Here is a 20,498-nt window from a genome sequence, read left to right on the forward strand (position 1 = left end):
CTTGCATCGATGATTCTGCTTGCCGTTATGAATCATGCCGTTCTTAACGACCCTAGCAGAGTCACAATCAGGGCAATTTGGCAGAGGGGATGACATGATAAAGACGATGCATGATGTTATGGCTATACACTACCCTATCCTTACGTCTTTAGGACTACCAAATTGTATTACCTCCATTTACGCCCGAGCAGGTACAAATATTGGCCTTAAACTATGGCCTCGAATGGTCACGGATCGAAGCCACTGAGCTCTGCAATTTGGTGGGTGGCAAACCTTATCTTGTGCATCTTGCAGTTCACCATATTTGGAGTGGAGAAACATCCATAGGAGAAGTGCTAGATGCCCCACTTGTATGCGGCATTTTTGCATCTTATCTACAACAACAATTACGCCGATTGCAACAAGTACCGCGTCTAGCCAAAGTATTTAGCCAGGTTGTCTCAAACCAACTCTCGCATAGCCGCACCGCACTAGACCAGTTGCAAAGCATGGGTTTGGTCAGGCTAGCGGGGCATCACCCCCAACCAGCATGTAACCTTTTCGCCAATTACTTCTGTACCCAGTATGCCTATGGGGAAGGCTAATGCATGCGCACCCCGACAGTGGGGAACGAATATGCTAGAACGGAAGCGCTACTGGCATGATGCATCTGCTAAACGGTAAGTGAATAAACGTATTTCTCACTGGCTAGAAAATAACTGGGTAACCCCCGCCTACAGCGGTTGGGTGTTGCTAGGCATTACCCTTTGTTTTATTGGGGCGGCAACAAACACCATGGCGGGCTGGCTATACGTGATTGGTGGTGTCAACATTGCCCTGCTGTCAGTATCATCGATTTTGCCCCAGCGGGGTTTGGCAGGCATATCCTTGAGTCGCAAACCACCACGCCCGGTATCAGCAGGGGAAGCGCTGTCGATGGTGGTCGACGTTGAAAATACCACGGAGCGCCCTAAGAGTTTGCTACAGGTGCAAGACTTGGTGCCGAGGGCGTTAGGCAAAACTCAGAAGCATGCGATCGCAACACTCCCGGCCAAATCCCATCACACCTGGCGCTACGAAATCCCGACGGAGAGCCGCGGCATTTACAGCTGGCCAGAGATACGCCTGCGCACAGCCGCTCCCCTCGGCTTATTTTGGTGTAGCCGAATTCAGGCGGCCAAAGCAAAAGCCATTGTCTATCCACAAATTTTACCCCTGACCCGCTGTCCAGTGATGGACACCTTAGGCGATGAGGCCGGTAGACAACAGCTACAAAAAGAACCCATTAATGCCACTGGCACCGAAGGGCTTACCCGAGCACTGCGCCCCTATCGTTGGGGGGATCCCACCCGACTCATCCACTGGCGCACCAGTGCCCGCTATGGAGAACTCAGGGTACGCGAATTAGAAGTGCTCACCAGCCACCAAAGTTTAATTATTGCCCTAGATACATCCCACACCTGGGATCTCAACAATTTTGAAAGCGCTGTTATTGCCGCAGCATCACTGTACGACTATGGCCAAAAACAGGGGCTGGCCACCCAGTTTTGGAGTTCTCAAACCGGATTAATCCAAGAAAAAATCAGAGTATTAACCACCCTCGCGGGCATTCAGGCCGATACCACGGGCAACCACAAGCTACCGGCCCCACCCCTAGTGTGGCTAACAGCCCAGCCCAATCAACCGTTGCCCCACCATAGTGCAGAAATTGTGTTCTCCCCCCAAACGGCAGCCCATTCCAGTGGCGATAATACGACCACCAAGCACCGTCGCCTGGTGATTAATCCGGTCGATGATTTACAGCGTCAGCTCCAGAATGTGACCTAACTCAGATCTTGCACCAAGTCGGTTTTGAGCCTTAAACCCACATTGGATTCAAAATCCAACGCTAATTGAGGGCTGTCCACTAAAGGGGCAAGATTGGATTAAAAGCTCTAAATATAGAGCTTTCAGAGATCCTCTAACCCCTTTTAGTGGGTTTTCATTCGATTAGCCTTGGCACTTTTAGTCCAAGGTGGGCCGTGCTTCATCACCAGGTGCAAGATTTAAGCTAAGGCAAAATAAGAGGTAGTACAAAAAACAACCTAACGAGACGAATAGTAAGGTAAGCAATCAGGTGTAGCCATGGCCCAGCTTAAAACCCGTCGCCCTGAAAATATTGACGGCGATCTGTTTGTGGACACTAGCTGTATTGACTGTGATACGTGTCGTTGGATGGCACCAGCGATTTTTAGTCGTGCTGGAGAGATGTCTGCGGTGCATACCCAACCAACCACAGCTGAGCAACGGCTCCAGGCCTTAACAGCCCTATTGTCTTGCCCCACCGCATCCATTGGCACGGTGGCACGGCCCGACGACATTCAGCAAGCCCACAGGCAGCTGCCCGCACCAATTGAGGACAATGTTTTCCATTGTGGCTATCATTCAGAAAAATCCTATGGGGCTACAAGCTATTTTATTCAGCGGCCGGGTGGGAATATTTTGATTGATTCGCCCAGGTTTGCGGCGCCCCTCGTAAAGCAACTGGAAACCATGGGCGGGGTGAAATATTTGTACCTGACCCACCGAGACGATGTGGCGGATCATGCTAAGTTTCAGCAGCATTTTGGCTGCGATCGCATCCTGCACCAAGACGACATCACCCCAGACACCCAATCCGTTGAAATCCAACCCACAGGGCCATCCCCTTACCCCCTCGCCCCAGACATCACCATCATTCCAGTGCCGGGCCATAGCAAAGGCCATACGGTCATGCTCTACAAAAATCGGTTTTTATTTACGGGCGATCACCTTGCCTGGTCGAGCTATCTAGGGCATCTCCATGGGTTCCGGCGCTACTGCTGGTATTCATGGACCGAACAGATTCAGTCCATGAAACGATTGGCTGATTACGACTTTGAGTGGGTCCTACCGGGCCACGGTCGGCGGTTGCATAGCGCAGCCATGGCCCAGGAGATGCAAACCTGTATTGCCTGGATGGAAAAAGCCTAGTGGTCTGTCGGCCCATTCCCCCAGCAGGGCACTGCCCTGGGGGCCATCAACTGCTCTGCTGGGTGGGCCCATCCATCAACTGCTTTGCTGGGTGGGGCGCAGCAAAATATCGTGGACCTGCACATGAGCGGGCTGGCCTAGGGCATAGCCTACGGCATTGGCAATATCTTGGGGCTGTAGGACCGGAAACTGCTCGTACACCTGCTGGGCTTTCTCCTCACTGCCCGAATATTTGGCCGCAAACTCAGTTTCCACAAACCCTGGACTAACGGAAGAAATACGAATGGCGCTGCCATCGGCCCGCAGTTCTTTGCGCAGGCCCTCCGTCAGGGCACGCACCGCAAACTTCGAGGCAGAATACATGCCGCTACTGGGCACACGATGGCCAGACATGGAGCCAATATGGAGGATATGGCCCTGGTCATCCCCCCATTGCCGCATCAGTTTGACCGCTTCACGGGTGCAAATGCACAGGGCAATGACATTAACATCCAGGGTTTCTCGCCATTTTTCGGTATCCCCCCGGGTGAGCGGTTGTTGGTAGCCCAAACCAGCATTATTCACCAGCACATCTAAGCCTTGAAAACGCTCTGCGATCGCATCAAACCAGCTCAAAATTTGAGCTTCCTGGCGTAAATCAACAGATTGGGTAAGTACTTCAATTTCATATTGCAGCGCCAGGGTATCAGCCAATTCGGCTAGACGCTGGCGGCGGCGGGCACATAGGGCCAGGTTATAGCCCTGGGCAGCAAGCTGAGCCGCAATGGCCATACCAATGCCACTGGAAGCGCCGGTAATAGCCGCAATCGGGCGGTTATGCATAGTAGACAACGTGGGAAAAAACGATGGGGCTAAGAACCCTTTTGATTTTGAGAACGAAAGCGACCACCTTCAAAGCTGCGACGCTTTAGATGCTTGGTGTTGCGACCGGTCACTCGCTTCCGCCACATTTTGAAACTAGACTGCTTCATCTCCCGACGCATCAGGGCAATCACCTGCTTTTCTTGGAGGCCATATTGCAGTTCAATCGCCTCAAATGGCGTGCGATCTTCCCATGCCATTTCAAGCACACGGTTGATATTATCGGAATCCAGCTCGGGCAGTTTCACAGCAAACCTCTGATATTTAACGGTTGCCACATCCAGGCTAGAAGTTTCTCGAACCGAAAAACTATTATTTCCCTTGGACGTGGTTTATGAGAATATTATGTCTAAGTATTTATTAAAACGTTTTTCTCCGCAGGAGGTTCGGTAATGGACATTGATTTCCGTGTTGTCGCTGTTCTTGCTCCCATTGCCCTAGCTGCGGGCTGGGCTGGGTTCAATATCTTCCAAGCTGCCCTAGGCCAAATTCAAGATTGGCTAAGCGACGGCGAGTAAGTTACAGCTTGTAACGAAAAGTTATCGAATTACTCATATAAGTTGCCTTCTGCAAGGGAGGCAGCTTTTTTGTTGAGCTTTGATGCTGGTCTGGCCACGCCAGGCTCAGGCCTTTAGCCGTGAAACTTTATCGGCTGAGGGACTGACAAACGTCCCTTGTGTAGGCTTGGCCTCACAGGGTTTGAGCGTTTTGCCAGTCCCTCAGCTTGATCAAGCTGAGGGTAAAAGCGATCGCAGTCAAGCCAAGGTGAGTGTTTGGAGTCGTTCCATAATTTGGGCAAAGGCAATCCCACGATGGCTGTGGGTTTCTTTTTGGGCATCACTCATTTCGGCAAAGGTTTTGCCCTGGCTAGGTACATAAAAAATTGGATCATAGCCAAACCCATGGCTGCCCTTAGGCCCAGTCAAAATTTTGCCAGCACAGATGCCTTCCGTTTCTAAGGCAATGGCACCATCCGGGCTAGCCAAGGCTAGGGCGCAGACAAATTGAGCGCTGCGGTTTTCCGTATCCTTGAGCTCCCTCAGTACACGGTTGATGCGGTCTTGGTCATCTTTGCCGTAGCGCGCAGAGTATAGCCCCGGTGCGCCGTTTAAGGCATCGACCTGGAGGCCGGAATCGTCGGCAATGGCCCACTGACCGGTTGCGATCGCAACTTCCCGGGCCTTCAACCGGGCATTTTCAATAAACGTCGTCCCAGTCTCATCCACATCGATCTCTTTGGGCTTCAGCTGCAACTCCCAACCCAGGGGAGTTAGATAAACCTGCATTTCCTTCAGCTTGCCAGGATTACCCGTAGCAACAATGACAGTCGGCATAGCGCAAAAAAGAGTCTCAGCGTCCACATTTAACCATGGGACCCTGGGATAAAAACCTGATAGCGTAATCCAGGAGACGCCTACTGTTCATATCACCTTGGATAATCGCCCTAACTACTGGCAACTGCTGCCCTATATCCGCCGCCAGCAGACGATTCTCATTCCTGCTTTTCTGTGTACTTTAGTTTTTACTATTTACTGGCCCATCCTGGCCAAGTTAGGCGGTTTAGCCATTTCCACCCTAGTCCAGGGACAAGTGGCCGCCTTTGGCAAAGTGGCCGCCCTCACCTTAATCGGTTTGCTGATCCAAAAAGCCGCCCAATATGGGCAAGATTCCCTAATGGCCAAGGCGGCATTTCGGGTGGCCCATCAGCTGCGCACGCGAGTCTATGGCCATCTCCAAACCCTGAGTTTGACCTACTTTGAACAAACTAAAACAGGGGACTTAGCCTATCGGCTGACAGAAGATGTGGACCGCATCGGCGAGGTGATTTATAAGCTCTTCCACGATTTTGTCCCCTCAGCGCTACAGCTGGTGGTCGTGTTTGGCTACATGATCTACCTCAACTGGCAGCTCACAGCAACGGCCTTGATTTTAATTCCACTGCTGGCGGTGCTCTCGGGCTGGTTTGGCGAAAAAATGCTCAACGCCGCCCGCAGCAGCCAGGATAAAGTGGCCGATTTATCCTCCCAGGTGGCAGAAGTATTTGGCGGTATTCGTCTGGTGCAAGCGTTTGCGGCAGAAACCTACGAAGTAGACCGCTTTTCCCAAGCCTCTGCCAAAAACCGGGACGCCCGCTATTCAGTGGCCTGGCTCCAGGCCGTGCAGTTTCCGGTGGTGGGGTTTCTCTATGCCGGCATGATCGTGATTTTGCTGCTGGTGGGCACCTGGCAAATTAGCGTCGGGAATTTAGCCCGCGAAGGCTTTGGCACCTATGTGATCAACGCCCTGCTGCTGATCGATCCGGTGAACCATGTGATCCAAAACTTTAATGAGTTTAAGCAGGGGGAAGCATCCATCGACCGCGTGCTGGAGCTATTGCGCTTACAACCGGCTGTCAAAGATCGGCCCAATGCGCAACCGTTGCCAGCGGTCAGCGGCCAGGTGGAATATCGCGATGTTAGTTTTGCCTACGAAGCCGACCAGCCCGTCCTGCAAGCGGTTTCCTTAAGGGCACAGCCTGGCGAAACCATTGCCCTAGTTGGGCTATCGGGGGCGGGTAAAACGACATTGGTCAATCTGTTACCCCGTTTTTATGACGTGACCACGGGCGAAATTTTAATTGATGGGCACAATATTCAGCAGGTCACGCTCCATAGCCTGCGGCGTCAGATTGGCATTGTGCCCCAAGAAAATGTCCTGTTTTCCGGCACCATTGGCGAAAATATTGCCTTCGGCCAACGAAATTTTAACTTGGGAGAGGTGGAAGCCGCCGCCAAGGTAGCCAATGCCCATGGCTTTATTAGCCAGTTTTCCCAGGGATACCACACGTGGGTCGGAGAACGGGGCGTCAATCTATCGGGGGGCCAACGGCAGCGCATTGCGATCGCACGTGCTGTTTTGTTTGACCCCAAAATTCTTATCCTCGATGAAGCAACATCTGCGCTTGATGCGGAGTCAGAAGCATTAGTTCAAGAAGCACTGGAGCGCCTAATGCAGGGACGCACTGTGTTTGTGATTGCTCACCGCCTGGCCACCGTCAGACGATGCGATCGCATTCTGGTAATGGAAAAAGGCCGCATTATCGAATCCGGCACCCATACCCAGCTACTGGAACAATCGGGGCGCTATGCAAGCTTTTACACAAAGCAGTTTCAAGGATGACGTCAGAGAATCATCTGTTATCAGGAAACATCTTTTCAAAACTTTATGAATACGTTGGGATTTGATAGTTTTTTCAGAGCTGGTTCAGTATGGCTAGCAACTGTAGCGAAATATCTGGTATTGGATTACTGAGAGAGTGTCCTTAACTAAGGAAGTCATGCAAGGCAGGCGCTACAAAAGCATCACACCACTCGGCAGTACGGAGACAGCGTATCTGCTAAAAAATGGCATATGCCAAAATCGGGCACTCTGGACCGGACAAGGTCCAAAACGCAACTATTCACGCAGGCAAGCTCTGAAGTTAATCGGATTATCCACCGCCAGCACGGTTGTTAGCTTGGGCTGTCGGAGCACCCCTGGGAACTTTGTCGCACCCACCGGCAAGCCCTTAAAGACATCACGGTTTCAAACCGTCCAGGTGGACGCCTATGGGCAAATCGTTGGCAAAAAATCGATGCAAGCCAGCTATTTTGATGAGCCTGTATTACGAAATCCGTTGAGGAAGCTATTACCGCTGAGAATGATCAAAATTCCAGCCGGTGAATTTATGATGGGCTCCCCTGCCAGTGAACCCCACCATGATGATCAAGAGGGTCCCCAGCGTAAGATTCAGGTCCCCAGTTTCTACCTGGGAGCCTTTACCATCACCCAACGGCAGTACGAAATCATCATGGGCAGCAACCCATCCTATTTTACCGACGACCAAGGTAAGGATGGAGCTAATCTACCCGTGGAACAAGTGACCTGGCAAGATGCCGATGCCTTTTGCAAAAAGCTCAGCGAGATGTCCGGACGCACCTATCGGCTACCCAGCGAAGCTGAATGGGAATATGCCTGCCGAGCCAGCACAACAACACCGTTCTGTTTTGGCGAAACACTCACAACAGAAATCGCCAATTTTTTTGCTGACTTTAGCTTCACTGAAAATTACGAAGAGAACTACAGGAATACGCCCGTAGCTGTGGATAGTTTTTGGCCCAACGGATTTGGCCTATACAACATGCACGGCAATGTGTTTGAGTGGTGCGCCGATGATTACCATGAGAACTACAAAAATGCTCCCAAAAGTGTTGCCCCTTGGATTTCGGGACAAGCACAGGCGACAAAAATGATGCGCGGTGGCTCATGGTTTAACGATACCCCCTACTGTCGTTCGGCTGCGCGCGACAAAAACACCCAGATTGGCCTGAGCAACGCCTCAGGTTTTCGAGTTGTATGCGAACCAATAATTTGATGAGAACGAGGGTAGTATCGTACTTCGCTTGATGAGATTGATATATCTCTACAGCGTTATCAATCTCATCATTTGACTTCAAAAAATCGCTAATGCATTTTACAGAGCAAAGTCAGCCACAGACTATCAAGGGAAAGAGAGTCCTCCAAAAAAGACGGGAGGCCCAGCACCTTCTACCGCAAGGGTATAAGAACCAGTTGAACCAGTTTGATCGAACACACCAACATAAAATGTTCCTGTCTGACCAATACCAAGACCTGGGGGACGGAAAGTAAAGAAAGGATCTAAACCACCCAAGACAAAACTGCCCTGCTGATATGAGACGAGTTGCCCTGAGCCATCGAATATTACGACAGCAGGATCAGGCAAACTACCTCCATTCGAGGCTCCTAATGCACTAACGACATAATCGACTCCACCTACCAAGGTCTCTTGATAAATATCAATTACTCCTGTCTCTGGAAATTGAAGAATATAATCCTTGCCACTATTTAAAGAAAGTGGAGCTCCGAGAAGCTCATCCTGATAAGTTGCCATAGCTATGCTCCTCTAACGAGAATTAGACTGTGAACTTTACCAAGAAAATTATCTGGAGGCAAAATAATTCCGTCAAGTCTTTTTGTTAGAACATTCTGACAAAATTAAAATGTGTATACACATTCCTCAATAACCCCTAAAAACTATAGCCAGCAAAGCATCTAACCTCGAATCCTCATGGCATTACACAATCAAATCGGGCTATTTTTTTCCAGTTACTAGACTTTAGCAGTATTCAACGACTCTATAAGCATAGCTAGCCCACGGGAGGTTATTTATCTCTATGCTCACTCCAAATATAAAACATTTGATTTCCAGAAAAGTTCTTCTAGAAACCAAATGTTTTGAAGAAAACAATCTAAGCCCAACAACCATAACAGACTCGTCTCTATCAACAATCTCTTCGGGAGATCGCAAATCTTCCACCATTTCTTGGATATGTTGCGGCGATGGTGGCGTCAAACGAGAAACACCAATGTGATGACCAGGTTCAACAGTATACCAATAGTGCCAATCCCTTCAGCGAAGATATTGAAGAACTAGGTGGGCATGCCGAAGATTTTCACACCGATAATATAGAACAAGGTGAAAATTAACCCCACAGCATCTTTACGCTATCACCTTCACGATTGGTCCACTTGTCAAAGATGCCCAGGATAATAGCTGGGAAGAAACTCGCCGCCGCCAGACCCAAGGCAAAGGCCACCAACTGCCCCACAAATCCAGAGGAGTTCAGCCCAAAGAACCGGCAATTACCAGGGTCAGACCTACCATCACACGCCCCACAAACACCCGTTTCTTTTCAGAAGCATCTGGGTTGATCGGACGACAGCACACATCGTAGGCAATGGAACTGGAAATCACCAACAGCAGTCCCGATGAGGTCTAGAGAGCAGCAGCTAAACCACCCGCCGCCACCAAGGCAATAACCCAAGGTGCTCACTTCGGCACCTCGGGGGTGGAAAGCATAATGATTCTCGGTCAATCGATTAAAACGGCAAGATCTCCGTAAGTTTACGGAAGTCTTGCCGACGGATTACTCGGAATACTGCCAATGCCAGGGTTCTTGCTCTCCGGCTGGGTTCCCCTGGGGGTAGGACAGCGCAAAGCCATAGTTTTTGGCATATCTCTTTAGCCAACGATAGCCATCGGTTCTTTCAAAACTAATATCCCCATCAGTACTCTCATCAGCGTTTTTATCTCCAATCGCAACGGCATACCCACTGTGATAGTCACTTTGTTGCAACCACTGACGAATATCAATATTGTCTGCCGCTCGCTCGCGCAATCGCTGACGCTGCTCGGACAATGTCATAAAGCCAGCCACGGGGAACAACTCAACCCCCTCATTGCGAGCAGCCGCTACCATACGCCAAAAGGGTTCTACCACCTCCGGCTGAACCTGAATGCTACCGTCATCTAACAGATTGACTAAGGCATCAGGATTCGCTTCCCCATAGGTTTTAGGCTGGGGCTTAATGGCATCCCACCGACGACTGAGGGTATACGCTGTCCACTGATAGCCCTTTACCCCAAATCCCAACATTAGTAAGACCACGGTCACGCTGCCTAACACTTTCAGAATTAGCTTGGGTGGAATCAGCGTAATCGGTTTAGTAACAGGGGCAGAATCAACTGGCACATTAGCTTTCGCCGCCACGTGGGTAGGTAGCTCGCTATCATGGCCTACCTCCATGGCATTTACCGTTTTAGTCAAGCCAGCCAACGCCTCTGAGGCATTAGGGTAGCGCTGTTCGGGCCGCACATCGATCAGCCGTTTAATAAATGTTGCTAGCGCTGGACTAATGCTGTTGTCTGACCAGTGCACTTGCTTCGTCAGCGGATGAACCGGCAGCTTTTCAGGAACAACATCCGCCAGGGCCGCAATGGCTAATATCCCCACCGAGTAGAGATCGCTGGCATAACAGGGTTTTCCCCGTGCTTGTTCAGGGGCCATATAGCCAGCTGTCCCAACTTTTACAGTAGTTGTCATGCGTCCTTGGGGATCTAACTGGCTATGGCTCAGCTCCTTAACTACACCAAAATCAATCAAAAAAATATCGCCATTGCTATGCTGCCGAATCAAATTTCCAGGCTTAATATCCCGATGAATCACACCATTTTGATGCACAAACGCTAAAACCTGCAGAACATCCTTCAACAACTTGATGACGTAGCTCTCATCTAACTGTTTTCCTGGTCGAATTTCTTGGCGCAGATCATGCCCCTGGATCAGTTCTTGGGCAATGTAAAATTTGTTGCCCTGGTCAAAATACGCTAGCAGCTTAGGGATATGCGAATGTCGGCCAATCGTCTTTAAGACCCTTGCCTCTCGGCGAAACATGTCTAAAATTTTAGGGCTGGTGTGTATCAGCTCCTTAATGACACATTCCACCCGCTGGGGATGATGATGGTCAAGGGCGCGATAGGTAATGCCATAACCACCCTTGTCCAAAGTCTTTAGAATTTCAAAGCGATTCGCTAGCTGCATGGATAGTGTGTCTATTCGCCAATAACTAGGGGCAGTGAAGAATACTGCAGACGACAACACCCCATTCTCTACTGAATCTTGGCTCCATCAGCGCAACCCATAGCATTCTTTTAAATTCGTCTACTTGTCTCTAAAAGATGGCCAAATTTTCTGTCGTCCCGTCGCGTTTAGGGGTATCCACGGTTTAAGCTGATATGGCAAGCAATAGCTATTTATCGCTTACGGGTCAGGAAAGCCTTTTCTATCAAGGCTTTTAGGAACATAACATGTTCGACATAACCTGACTATTTGGATAGTGTCACAGGTGATTATTTATGGTTGGTCGCTACAGACGGGTATTTCCCCTTACATTGGTCGCTACGTTAGCTGCCATGGTTAGCCATGGTGCCACTTACCAGCCCCTATGGGCACAACCTAGCCCCACGATTGTCTGTAGCTATGACCCTAGTACCGGTGCGGCCAATCCCCTCGGCATGCGCACGTTTATCACCATGACCGAAACTGGCGGCACAACGGAAGTCAGCTACGAGCAGCTAGGATCCTTTGTGCCAGGTCCGGTGGAAGCCGTACTAACCAACAAACGCGCCTTGATTTTTCCCAATACGTCGATTGATGAGGCCCGTCAGCTCCTTCTAAACACAGACCAGTACTATCAGGAGCTGGTTGGCTTCAATGATCCAGAGGGGTTTGGTCCCGTGAACAATACTTTGGTTTGTCGAGCTTCCGCGGTAGCGGCCCCGCCAGTGCCGCCGCGTTCTACAGCCGCTGCCGAACTGCCAGATCTCGGGGGCAATACGACTCGAGAAGAGCTACCCAATTTAGGTGGCCCTATTGTAGGTGGCCCCATACCCACTGGCAGCCCCACCAGCCAGGCGGATGCGGCCCCAACAACTTTTTACAGCACCATTGCAGGCTTAGCAGATGGCAACTATCGCTATGTCTCGGGTCCTGCGGATGAGCGAGCGTATTCGGACCAAGAGTTACTCAACCGTGGTGGTGTTCTCTTCGTTTTTAGTAAGCAAGGAAACGCCGTCATTGGTAACTATAGCTATATCGATGGAGATTCGATCTGCGTCACCGGGCGTGTGAGTGGCAATACGATCACTGGGCAAGCTTACCCAGCCGATGGCATGGTCAACGACCTGGAAACCGATGTTGCGTTTTGGGGGCCGGCCACATTCTTACAGGTGCGTCGTCCCCAAGGGGATGATGGCCAACGTTACTACGGCAGCGCCACCCTAGAACTGAACGATTTTTCTAGAATTAATGCCGGTGGTTCTCTGCCCCCCAGCACGTGCCAGTGATACTCATGCACTTTAGCCAAACGGCCAAGACTTGTTTGGTTTAGTCTCCACCAACAGCTGATCTAAGTTTGTTTGCATGTGGGTGACTACTTGGTCATAGCATTGTTGAACATAGTGGCTATCCTGGGCGGCGCTCCGACCGGAGCGCTCAAAGATGATGGGCGCACACACTCGAGTATGAATGGGGCAAGGCCACGGCAGATGGGGAATAGGTCCGATCGCCAAACCCCAGGGCAAGCCTAGATATATGGGAAATACTTCTGGATCAATCCCCCATATCCATGGGAGCAGACCTTGCTGGTTTAGCCATTGGGCCTGTTCGTAGCAGTTTTCTAGGACGATAAATGTGTCATGGGCACCCAGGGAAACAACGGGGACAATGGGTACGTTTTCGCGCAGCGCTAGCTTAATAAATCCGGTCCGGCCCTGGAGCTGAATTTGGTGGCGCTGGCGGTGGGGTCGGAAAACATCTTGGGCACCACCGGGAAATACGAGCACATCGGCACCGCGCTGGAGGGCTGCGATCGCAAACTTAGGTTTGGCTGGCACTGCCCCACACTGCCCCGCCAAACGAGCCAACTGCGGATTCACCTGCCAAATTTTGGCATGCATCAACCCATACATGGGTCGGTCATACCCAAATCGCCGAAACCAATCCACCATGAGCATGACCAGATCCGGCGCGGCCAAACCGCCATTGTGAGACGCCACAAACAGCGCCTGATCAGGCACCCGGTGCCAACCATCGGTTCGCGCCCGAAAATAATGCTCATAAAACCATTCCCACTTAGGCATTAGCGACGCAATCACCGTTGGATCACGCTGGGCCAAAGCTACCTCAACGCTGTGGGTGCTAGCGGGCATAAATTCCTTTCACCGTTACTAACTACGCGAGGCCCCAAAGTGCCCCATCCCAAGAGACAGGATACAAGGCCCAGGACTATCCTCCCGCAAGGGTGCCCCCACAAAACATGGCCCCTATAAAATCGAGTGGCTTTGCTTGGCAAAGCCACTCGATTTTATAGGCCGAACTGTACGGATCAACACATCCGCCAGAAAACGTCCTGACCCCCTGCAATTCTTGTGAATATTGAAATGCTTTATAGCGCTGCAAATAGCTACAGATACAAAAAGGGCCCCCACCGAAGTAGGAGCCGCAGTAAGCGTTATTCCTTAATGATCTAATTGTGCCAATAAAGTTCGCTCTAAGTTGTGACGATGATCATGCCTTAGACGTGTTTAAGTTCATATCCCTGGACGAATATTTTCTGTACCGATCTGGTGCGAAGTGCGATCTGGTAGCCCAGGTAGACTAAATTTCTCTATGAAAAGAACTACCATATAAAGGTCGGCCCTGTGAAGCCGGCACTGCCCCCCTAAGCGCTACTGCCAATCCCATGGAATTTCTTAACCGTTTGCTAGGCCGTGATCCTGACGCTGTTAAGGCAAATATAGAAATCTACACGTGGCAAACTTGCCCTTACTGCATCCGGGCCAAATTGCTGCTGTGGTGGAAAGGGGCTAGCTTTACCGAATACAAAATAGATGGGGACGAAGCCGCCCGCGCCACCATGGCAGAACGGTCTAGCCAGCGACGCAGCGTGCCCCAGATTTTTATCAACGATAGCCATGTGGGCGGATGTGACGATCTCTATGCCCTCGATAGCAAAGGCCAGCTCGACCCATTGTTAACCCAAGTAGCATCGTAGGGTGGCCCATACCCACCATGGGAATTTAACGTTTGGGAATCAACAGGTTGATGGATTTTCGCATTGGCTGCGCCGTATGGGCCTACAAAGAATGGCTAGGTGATTTTTATCCCAAAGGCAGTCGCGCCACAGATTTTCTAAGGCTCTACGGTGAACGCATGACCTGCGTCGAGGGCAACACCACCTTTTACTCCATTCCCTCACCAGAAATCGTGCAGCGCTGGGCCGAAAATACCCCCGACACCTTTCGGTTTTGCCCCAAGCTACCGCGAACCATTACCCATGCCGGGGCACTGATGCCGCAATGGCGCAGTGCATTGGACTTTATTGAATTAATGCAGGGCCTCGGGCCAAAACTGGGGCCAATTTTTGCCCAACTGCCACCCAAATATAGCCCAGCCGCATTTCTAGATTTGCAGCAGTTTGTCACTCGCTGGCCCCATGGAACAACGCCCTTAGCGGTGGAAGTGCGCCACCTAGATTGGTTTAAGCCACCCCAAGCAGAACGACTGGATGCTTTGTTGACCCAGTTTGGGGTGGGGCGCGTGTTGCTGGATACGCGGCCGATTTATACCTGGAGCAATCCAGCAGACGACCCACAGCTACGCTCAGAGCGCAAAAAGCCTCGGGTGCCCCTATTGCCCACAGCAACGGCCCCCTTTGTGCTCGTGCGCTACATTAGCCATCCCGACTTGGACCGCAATCGTGATTTCTTAGCCGAGTGGGTAGACCATGTGGGCCAATGGCTGGCGCAAGGTCTCGCTGTTTACTTTTTTGTCCACTGTCCCCAGGAGGCAAAGTCTCCTGCCATTGCTCGCTATTTTCAAGAACAGCTAGAAAAAACAGGCATTGCTGTACCTCCACTGCCCTGGGCGTCAATTGAAGCCCCACCGCAACAACTGGGTCTATTCTGACCCGCCATAGAAGATTTTGACCAACAGCCTCCCGCAAAAAAACTTTATGGGTCTGCACCATGACAACCCAAGAAGAGAACGATGGCTTTGACTACTTCAAACTATGCTGGCTTCTACACTCGCTCCTGCCATCGAGCTAGAACTTGACGGGCACTCGGCTAATTGAGCTAGCCTGGACCGTGTTTTTTTAGAACCCTTTTTTCATTCCAATAAAATAGGGGAGCGCTAACTCCCCCGAGGTTCCTTGAAACGAAACGAAGCAAATCGCCAAATCCCTTCAATTTCAATGGCTCCAGCAAGTCTACTGAATGGTTGGCTTAGCTTTGGCTTAAATTCAGCCCGTTTAGAAAAGTGAAAAAGTAGTCAATAACTCAACAATCAATCAAATAATGCTAACTATCCATTGATATATAAGGGTTTTAAGGTGTTGACTAACTACTCAACAATTGGTCAACAGTCAGTCAACATGCTCAACATCCATTCATAGGAAGGGAAAGGTTTTATCGGTCCCATCAAACCGAATCATCCACCCACCCACATTCCCCACAATCTCAATGGACCCGCGCTGGTTTTGCCTGACGGATTAGCATCTCACAGTTGGGGCACCGGCCAGTAAACAGCGAATGCCAATCGAGCAATGCAAGCTGCTGTTCAGGGGTGAGTTTGACTGCTTTGGGGTGATACGGACTACCAGGACATTCCTTCGTCGTTGTAGGTTGGGGTGTCGTTGAGCTTCATGGAGTTAGGTGTAATGCAAGCCCTTGCCATACACAAAAATCAACTGCATCAACCTTATGTTATGAGTTAGATACCGTAAGGCAACGACGCCAAATAGTATTACTAGAATCCACTACGATTACCTCAAAAGTAAATACTGAATAAACTTCTTGAACTTCAATTACAGCATGCTCAAAAGCGGTTTCTCCAACATCAACCAGCTTTTCGCCGTGCTCATGGCTAGATGGAATAACACAATCAGAATATTCAATTCGATTGCCCAATGGATGGGGCCTTAAATAGATAAATATTTGATAATTCCAAAGTGTTACATTGCCTCTGTTGGTAATTGATATTTCTATCCAATGAGATTTGGATCTCTTTTGGAGTAGAACACCCGATTGAATTTCTAAATCAACTTTTGGGCTTAATATGCGGCCCTTAAAGAAACGTATGTAAGCTAAAGTTCCACCTATAAAAATACCAAGTATCCCTAAAATACTTGATATGGCATCAATAAGGTCCTTATTGGCAGATATTTTTTGAAAGGATATGATGCCAGCTTTGAAAGGGGAATATAATAATAACAGCAGTGCAAAAAGAAATAAGGCTTGTATCGTAAAACTGCTTGCGCGCCATAAGGGCTTCATGACTTAAAAGAAGACATACCAAATTATTAGGCTTAAAATTAGAATAATTAGCAAGATGCCTATTAAAGGGGGCCCAGGAGGTCTGGTCTTTCTCATCATGGAACGAGGCACAGGCCGCATAGAAGGACGAGAATTACTAGGTCTACTCATAATTCTGGTAAAAATATTTGATTGATACTGATGGTATACATATCTACTCTAAATTTTACGGATTTAGTCGTATTCTCTTAACCTCAGACTTTAACAAAGCGAATTATGGGGACCCTGTAGCCAGCCACAGGAACACGCATGACCGTCCCCAAAGCATTAACCAAGCCGAATCCAAGAAATCGTGTCCGACGCTGCTGCGAGTGCGGCGAAGGCAAAGAACAGGGAAAACCTGATTGGGTTAGGGGGACTGGCTCTAGTGCTGCTGGTGGCTGTGGTGGTTATGCGGGTGAGGGGGAAGCAGGTTGGTTAGCTGTGATTACCTGGCCTTGGACGGCTGCTGAGCGGGTGCGGCATGGAGTGTATGGGCGGCAGGGGGTTAGCCTTGGCTGTCGTTAGACTTCTCAGTAGTTTTTTCCTGAACATTACACCGGCTTACTAGCTCTTTAATCACTTCAGAATTAATTCTTTTTAGCCCACCAAGCGCGTGCATATCATCTTGACTCATTACGAGTGCAAGGGCAGTTAAGGTTCCTTCTACAGGTTGAAAACTTTCAAGGTCTTTCTGTGCTTGAGCCTCAATTTTTTTTAGTCGTTTGATTTCTGTGCATAACTCCAAGTCTGATGCTTTTGAATATGCGATTATTTTTTTTACCGTGGTGAGTGACTCTGGCGAATGTTCTCCAAGGTCAACGTCTTTGAAAAAATCCCTTGCCTTAAATTTATTAGTAGACATATTTCACTAGGGCTAAATAATCCGCCTAGTATAGCAATCACAAATTATGGAGGCCTTTTACTCACTAGCAGCTTGCATCAGAACCTGTGCAACCACCTCAAGCTTTACTTCAACCCCCATTTCCTTGAGGCGAACTAGGCTATCAACTACTTCTTTGAGCCTTTGGGTTCTCAGCTCATACATAGACTCTTGGTGCTCGGCGATAGCTTTATCCCGCTCATCTATTAGCTTCTGCCGTTCCAGCTGCAGGGAGCCTAGCTGAGCAAGCGCCTTAGCCTTGATCTCAGCTGCTTTGGCCGACTCTTGCTCACCCCTGCCCTGAACATAGTTTGTAGCACCGGAAAGCCCACATTCAAAAAGCTCTTCAATGGACTCCCTGAGCTTTTCTAATAGGTCTGGAGGGCTGCCAGGCAACTGGCGCATTCTGATGCGATAACGCTCTTCGTTCATGGCTAGACACCCACCAGCTCACGAACAGCAACTAGGGTTTCCCAGTCTTCGACTTCGAGCCCATTGCCGCCATGCGCGATGTGATAGGCATTTAAGGCTTTACATAAGGTTGCTAGCTCGGCAGCGATTTTGTCATTTGAACTAGACTTTTCATTCACTTGCAAGGTCAATGCAAGTGGAGATTGATTACCTGGATATGCCCCTAGCACTTTGCCCGTCGTTTGATTACCTGGATATGCCTCTAGCACTTTGCCCGTCGTTTGATTAACGATCATTAGGTAGTCACAGTGACTACATTGAGTTCGAGTCACGTTCTGACTACTTAGATAATGTCGCTCAGCACCAAGTCCACAATTTGGACAGTGTAAGGTTTGTTATGACGGCTAACGCGGTTGATGCAGGTCTGAATAGCCTAATACCAGGGGGAAAGGAGGTTAGCCAGCACCTATGGCTAGTCCCCGATAGCATTGCTGACGGCAAAACCTTGGCGGTTACCGATGGCCATAAAGAAAACACGCTTCAGCTCTGTGGTGTGGCTGTATCCGAAGGCGATCAGGTGGCCCGTGACCATCTACGTGAGCTGGTAGATATCGGGAATGGTGCCGTTATCGTAGTGCCCATCAAAAAGAACCGCAGTGGCCAGACCTTAGCCGATGTATTCATTACCAAATCTGGAGAAGAAGAAATTCATCTGAACTCGCAAATGATTCTAGATGGCCTGGCCTCAGTTGATGCTCAGGAAGTTGGCCAGTGCCCGCAGCCGGAAGTCTTAGCAAGGGCTGAAGATATAGCTAAAGAGCAGTAATCAAAGGCATTGGCCTATGCCCGCGTGATTCCGTGCGCTGTTACATATGTCAATATTTTTGCAACTGTGTGGGCGTGAATAGTGTGAGCGGTGTGAATTCATGTGAATCACGTTAATGGCTTATTTCCGTCGTCGATCAGACCGCATCGAACTCTGACCATGACGGTTATTGGTTAAGCAGGTTAAATAGGTATATACGCAGAAAGCGACGCTAACTTGGCGGGAAGCGTCGCTTTCAAGGTTTGTTCAATTGTTGGTCCCATTGTAATCGATGGTTCGGATTTTTTTGGCCCATGCCAGTGAAGATAAGACTGCTGTTATTGATTTGTATCAACGTCTAAAGGCACGAGGGTTCCACCCTTGGCTGGATAAGCTGGATTTACGGGCCGGTCAGAATTGGCGGGCTGAGATACCTAAAGCGATCAGAACCAGCGATGTATTTATTGCCTGTCTATCCAAGCAGTCAATCGCAAAACAAAGCTATGTCCAGCGGGAATTTAGGATAGCTTTGCAGGAAATGGCTAATAAGCCCCCTGGCAAGATTTACTTGATTCCGCTTCGTTTGGATGATTGCGATATTCCAGACCTCAGACAGGAAGAATCTGGCATTAGTTTGCGGGATTACCATTGGGCTAACCTTTTTGAGCCTGATGGGTTTGATCAATTAGTCAAAGATATTGAATATGGCTTTGCCGATATTCAAGGCAGCTCAACTGCTGTTTCGACGCCTTCTGATGCGGATAGCTCTGAACTGCCAGACTCCTTTAGGGCATCCCAGGATTCGAGCTATGAGGACGTATTGAAACGGCTAAAGGAACTCGAAGATAGAGTCAAGAATCAATCAGCACCTAAGTATGATCTGCGCGGTGCACAGTTTGCAGGCGGATTTGCTGAAACCGTTTTAGGTAACCAGATAGGTGAAGTCGTTAGCAATAAGTCATCAGCATCACAAGAGCCTCCCCATCAGTTGGCTACACCTTCGCAGAAAGCGCCAGTCAGAAAGACAAAGCCTAAAGAGGTAGCTAATAGATCACCTAAGCGCATAAACCTAGGCAAAGGTGTAATCCTTGAACTTGTTCACATCCCTGGTGGCACGTTTCTCATGGGCTCACCTGAAGGAGAAAGGGATGAAAATGAACAACCACAGCATCAGGTAAAGGTGCCTGAGTTTTGGATGGGAAAGTATCCAGTTACTCAGACTCAATACCGAGCAGTGATCGGTGAAAATCCTAGCCGTTTCAAAGGTGGTGATCGTCCTGTAGAAAGCGTTTCCTGGAATGATGCTATACAGTTTTGTAGCCAAGCATCTCAAAAGAGAGGAGAGGTGATCCGTTTACCGAGCGAAGCTGAATGGGAATATGCCTGCAGAGCCGGAACAACAACGCCCTACTCCTTTGGTGAAACATTAAAAAAAGAGCAAGCTAACTATCGCGGCGGCCTAGGTGAAACAAGTTTTGTAGGAGCTTATCCTGCTAATCAATGGGGGCTTTACGATATGCATGGCAATGTATGGGAATGGTGTCAGGACACTTGGCATGGCAACTATAAAGGCGCCCCAAATGATGGTTCTGCTTGGGAAGATCGAGAGGATGACAGCTCCCGCGCAATACGCGGTGGCTCCTGGATCAACGCTCCGTGGGTTTGCCGCTCCGCCGTTCGCTACGTCATTACGCCCGACTTCCGCGACAGCTACTTCGGTTTTCGCGTAGTATGTTCTGCGCCCAGGATTCTTCAGTAGCTCTTTTCACTTCTTGCTCTTTTGCCCTTTGCAAAGGTGAATCAGACATTACACTGAGACTAAATGTATCTAATTA

23 protein-coding genes and 1 pseudogene are annotated in these 20,498 nt (G+C 49.6%); 12 read left to right on the plus strand and 12 right to left on the minus strand.

Annotated features, from left to right (window positions below):
* Positions 1 to 96: transposase-like zinc-binding domain-containing protein (locus IXB28_RS17145; RefSeq protein WP_456085725.1), on the minus strand; the 96-nt coding region annotated here is incomplete at its 3' end.
* 65 nt (positions 97 to 161) lie between these two features.
* Here IXB28_RS17145 and IXB28_RS17055 point away from each other — a divergent pair.
* The 3 genes from IXB28_RS17055 to IXB28_RS09915 all read left to right on the plus strand — a co-directional run bounded on the left by IXB28_RS17055 (position 162) and on the right by IXB28_RS09915 (position 2,970).
* The gene (locus tag IXB28_RS17055; RefSeq protein ID WP_215618671.1) at positions 162 to 584 is read left to right on the plus strand and encodes an AAA-like domain-containing protein; all 423 of its coding nucleotides are present in this window, start codon (positions 162 to 164) and stop codon (positions 582 to 584) included.
* A 79-nt stretch (positions 585 to 663) separates the two neighbouring features.
* Positions 664 to 1,806 (plus strand): DUF58 domain-containing protein, encoded by a 1,143-nt coding sequence (locus tag IXB28_RS16920; protein ID WP_215618425.1) that lies wholly within the window; start codon positions 664 to 666, stop codon positions 1,804 to 1,806.
* Between the two features lie 297 nt (positions 1,807 to 2,103).
* On the plus strand, positions 2,104 to 2,970 hold the full coding sequence (locus IXB28_RS09915) for an MBL fold metallo-hydrolase (protein ID WP_215618426.1): 867 nt from the start codon (positions 2,104 to 2,106) through the stop codon (positions 2,968 to 2,970).
* 75 nt (positions 2,971 to 3,045) lie between these two features.
* Here the strand turns inward: IXB28_RS09915 and IXB28_RS09920 are convergent, their stop codons facing one another.
* Positions 3,046 to 3,792 (minus strand): SDR family NAD(P)-dependent oxidoreductase, encoded by a 747-nt coding sequence (locus tag IXB28_RS09920; RefSeq protein ID WP_215618427.1) that lies wholly within the window; start codon positions 3,790 to 3,792, stop codon positions 3,046 to 3,048.
* 29 nt (positions 3,793 to 3,821) lie between these two features.
* Positions 3,822 to 4,079, minus strand: coding sequence for a TIGR03643 family protein (locus IXB28_RS09925; protein ID WP_215618428.1), 258 nt, complete (start codon positions 4,077 to 4,079; stop codon positions 3,822 to 3,824).
* A 144-nt stretch (positions 4,080 to 4,223) separates the two neighbouring features.
* Here IXB28_RS09925 and IXB28_RS09930 point away from each other — a divergent pair, with 144 nt between their 5' ends.
* Positions 4,224 to 4,349 (plus strand): photosystem II protein Y, encoded by a 126-nt coding sequence (locus IXB28_RS09930; protein ID WP_215618429.1) that lies wholly within the window; start codon positions 4,224 to 4,226, stop codon positions 4,347 to 4,349.
* Between the two features lie 237 nt (positions 4,350 to 4,586).
* Here IXB28_RS09930 and rdgB read toward each other — a convergent pair whose 3' ends face one another.
* Complete coding sequence (gene rdgB, locus IXB28_RS09935; RefSeq protein WP_215618430.1) at positions 4,587 to 5,165, minus strand: RdgB/HAM1 family non-canonical purine NTP pyrophosphatase; 579 nt, start codon at positions 5,163 to 5,165, stop codon at positions 4,587 to 4,589.
* A 97-nt stretch (positions 5,166 to 5,262) separates the two neighbouring features.
* Here rdgB and IXB28_RS09940 point away from each other — a divergent pair, with 97 nt between their 5' ends.
* Both IXB28_RS09940 and IXB28_RS16595 read left to right on the plus strand, forming a co-directional pair.
* Positions 5,263 to 6,990, plus strand: a complete 1,728-nt coding sequence (locus tag IXB28_RS09940; RefSeq protein ID WP_215618431.1) for an ABC transporter ATP-binding protein — start codon at positions 5,263 to 5,265, stop codon at positions 6,988 to 6,990.
* 136 nt (positions 6,991 to 7,126) lie between these two features.
* Positions 7,127 to 8,224 carry a formylglycine-generating enzyme family protein gene (locus IXB28_RS16595; protein ID WP_215618432.1) on the plus strand — a complete coding sequence of 366 codons (1,098 nt, stop codon included), beginning with the start codon at positions 7,127 to 7,129 and terminating at the stop codon, positions 8,222 to 8,224.
* Between the two features lie 126 nt (positions 8,225 to 8,350).
* Here the strand turns inward: IXB28_RS16595 and IXB28_RS09950 are convergent, their stop codons facing one another.
* The 3 genes and pseudogenes from IXB28_RS09950 to IXB28_RS09960 all read right to left on the minus strand — a co-directional run bounded on the left by IXB28_RS09950 (position 8,351) and on the right by IXB28_RS09960 (position 11,252).
* Complete coding sequence (locus IXB28_RS09950) at positions 8,351 to 8,761, minus strand: hypothetical protein (RefSeq protein WP_215618433.1); 411 nt, start codon at positions 8,759 to 8,761, stop codon at positions 8,351 to 8,353.
* Between the two features lie 405 nt (positions 8,762 to 9,166).
* Positions 9,167 to 9,736, minus strand: a pseudogene (locus IXB28_RS17060) (sodium:solute symporter family transporter); the annotation flags it as partial.
* Positions 9,737 to 9,797: 61 nt separating this feature from the next.
* On the minus strand, positions 9,798 to 11,252 hold the full coding sequence (locus tag IXB28_RS09960) for a protein kinase domain-containing protein (protein ID WP_215618435.1): 1,455 nt from the start codon (positions 11,250 to 11,252) through the stop codon (positions 9,798 to 9,800).
* A 314-nt stretch (positions 11,253 to 11,566) separates the two neighbouring features.
* Here IXB28_RS09960 and IXB28_RS09965 point away from each other — a divergent pair, with 314 nt between their 5' ends.
* Entirely contained in the window at positions 11,567 to 12,556 is a 990-nt protein-coding gene (locus IXB28_RS09965) for a hypothetical protein (protein ID WP_215618436.1), read from the plus strand.
* A gap of 12 nt (positions 12,557 to 12,568) precedes the next feature.
* Here the strand turns inward: IXB28_RS09965 and IXB28_RS09970 are convergent, their stop codons facing one another.
* Positions 12,569 to 13,420 carry a lysophospholipid acyltransferase family protein gene (locus IXB28_RS09970; RefSeq protein WP_215618437.1) on the minus strand — a complete coding sequence of 284 codons (852 nt, stop codon included), beginning with the start codon at positions 13,418 to 13,420 and terminating at the stop codon, positions 12,569 to 12,571.
* A gap of 533 nt (positions 13,421 to 13,953) precedes the next feature.
* On the opposite strand from IXB28_RS09970, the gene grxC reads away from it, so the two are divergent.
* Both grxC and IXB28_RS09980 read left to right on the plus strand, forming a co-directional pair.
* The gene (grxC, locus tag IXB28_RS09975; protein WP_215618438.1) at positions 13,954 to 14,265 is read left to right on the plus strand and encodes a glutaredoxin 3; all 312 of its coding nucleotides are present in this window, start codon (positions 13,954 to 13,956) and stop codon (positions 14,263 to 14,265) included.
* Between the two features lie 50 nt (positions 14,266 to 14,315).
* A complete protein-coding gene (locus tag IXB28_RS09980) occupies positions 14,316 to 15,179 on the plus strand; it encodes a DUF72 domain-containing protein (protein ID WP_215618439.1) in 864 nt (287 codons plus the stop codon).
* A 797-nt stretch (positions 15,180 to 15,976) separates the two neighbouring features.
* Here IXB28_RS09980 and IXB28_RS09985 read toward each other — a convergent pair.
* A complete protein-coding gene (locus IXB28_RS09985; RefSeq protein ID WP_215618440.1) occupies positions 15,977 to 16,546 on the minus strand; it encodes a hypothetical protein in 570 nt (189 codons plus the stop codon).
* A 288-nt stretch (positions 16,547 to 16,834) separates the two neighbouring features.
* On the opposite strand from IXB28_RS09985, the gene IXB28_RS09990 reads away from it, so the two are divergent.
* Positions 16,835 to 17,092, plus strand: coding sequence for a hypothetical protein (locus IXB28_RS09990; RefSeq protein ID WP_215618441.1), 258 nt, complete (start codon positions 16,835 to 16,837; stop codon positions 17,090 to 17,092).
* On the opposite strand, the gene IXB28_RS09995 is transcribed toward IXB28_RS09990, so the two are convergent.
* The 3 genes from IXB28_RS09995 to IXB28_RS16925 are packed head-to-tail and all read right to left on the minus strand — an operon-like array spanning position 17,073 to position 18,190.
* A complete protein-coding gene (locus tag IXB28_RS09995; RefSeq protein WP_215618442.1) occupies positions 17,073 to 17,429 on the minus strand; it encodes a hypothetical protein in 357 nt (118 codons plus the stop codon). The two genes, IXB28_RS09990 and IXB28_RS09995, sit on opposite strands and share 20 nt — an antisense overlap.
* Positions 17,430 to 17,486: 57 nt before the next feature.
* A complete protein-coding gene (locus IXB28_RS10000; protein ID WP_215618443.1) occupies positions 17,487 to 17,879 on the minus strand; it encodes a hypothetical protein in 393 nt (130 codons plus the stop codon).
* Positions 17,880 to 17,881: 2 nt separating this feature from the next.
* Positions 17,882 to 18,190 carry a hypothetical protein gene (locus IXB28_RS16925; RefSeq protein WP_326521003.1) on the minus strand — a complete coding sequence of 103 codons (309 nt, stop codon included), beginning with the start codon at positions 18,188 to 18,190 and terminating at the stop codon, positions 17,882 to 17,884.
* 65 nt (positions 18,191 to 18,255) lie between these two features.
* On the opposite strand from IXB28_RS16925, the gene IXB28_RS10010 reads away from it, so the two are divergent.
* Positions 18,256 to 18,684: a thermonuclease family protein gene (locus IXB28_RS10010; RefSeq protein ID WP_215618444.1), complete on the plus strand. Its 429-nt coding sequence runs from the start codon at positions 18,256 to 18,258 to the stop codon at positions 18,682 to 18,684.
* A gap of 271 nt (positions 18,685 to 18,955) precedes the next feature.
* A complete protein-coding gene (locus IXB28_RS10015) occupies positions 18,956 to 20,422 on the plus strand; it encodes an SUMF1/EgtB/PvdO family nonheme iron enzyme (RefSeq protein WP_215618445.1) in 1,467 nt (488 codons plus the stop codon).
* Positions 20,423 to 20,498: the final 76 nt, after the last annotated feature.

Source organism: Leptothoe kymatousa TAU-MAC 1615, assembly GCF_018739865.1.
In the GTDB taxonomy this organism is placed as follows: Bacteria; Cyanobacteriota; Cyanobacteriia; order Phormidesmidales; family Phormidesmidaceae; genus Leptothoe; species Leptothoe kymatousa.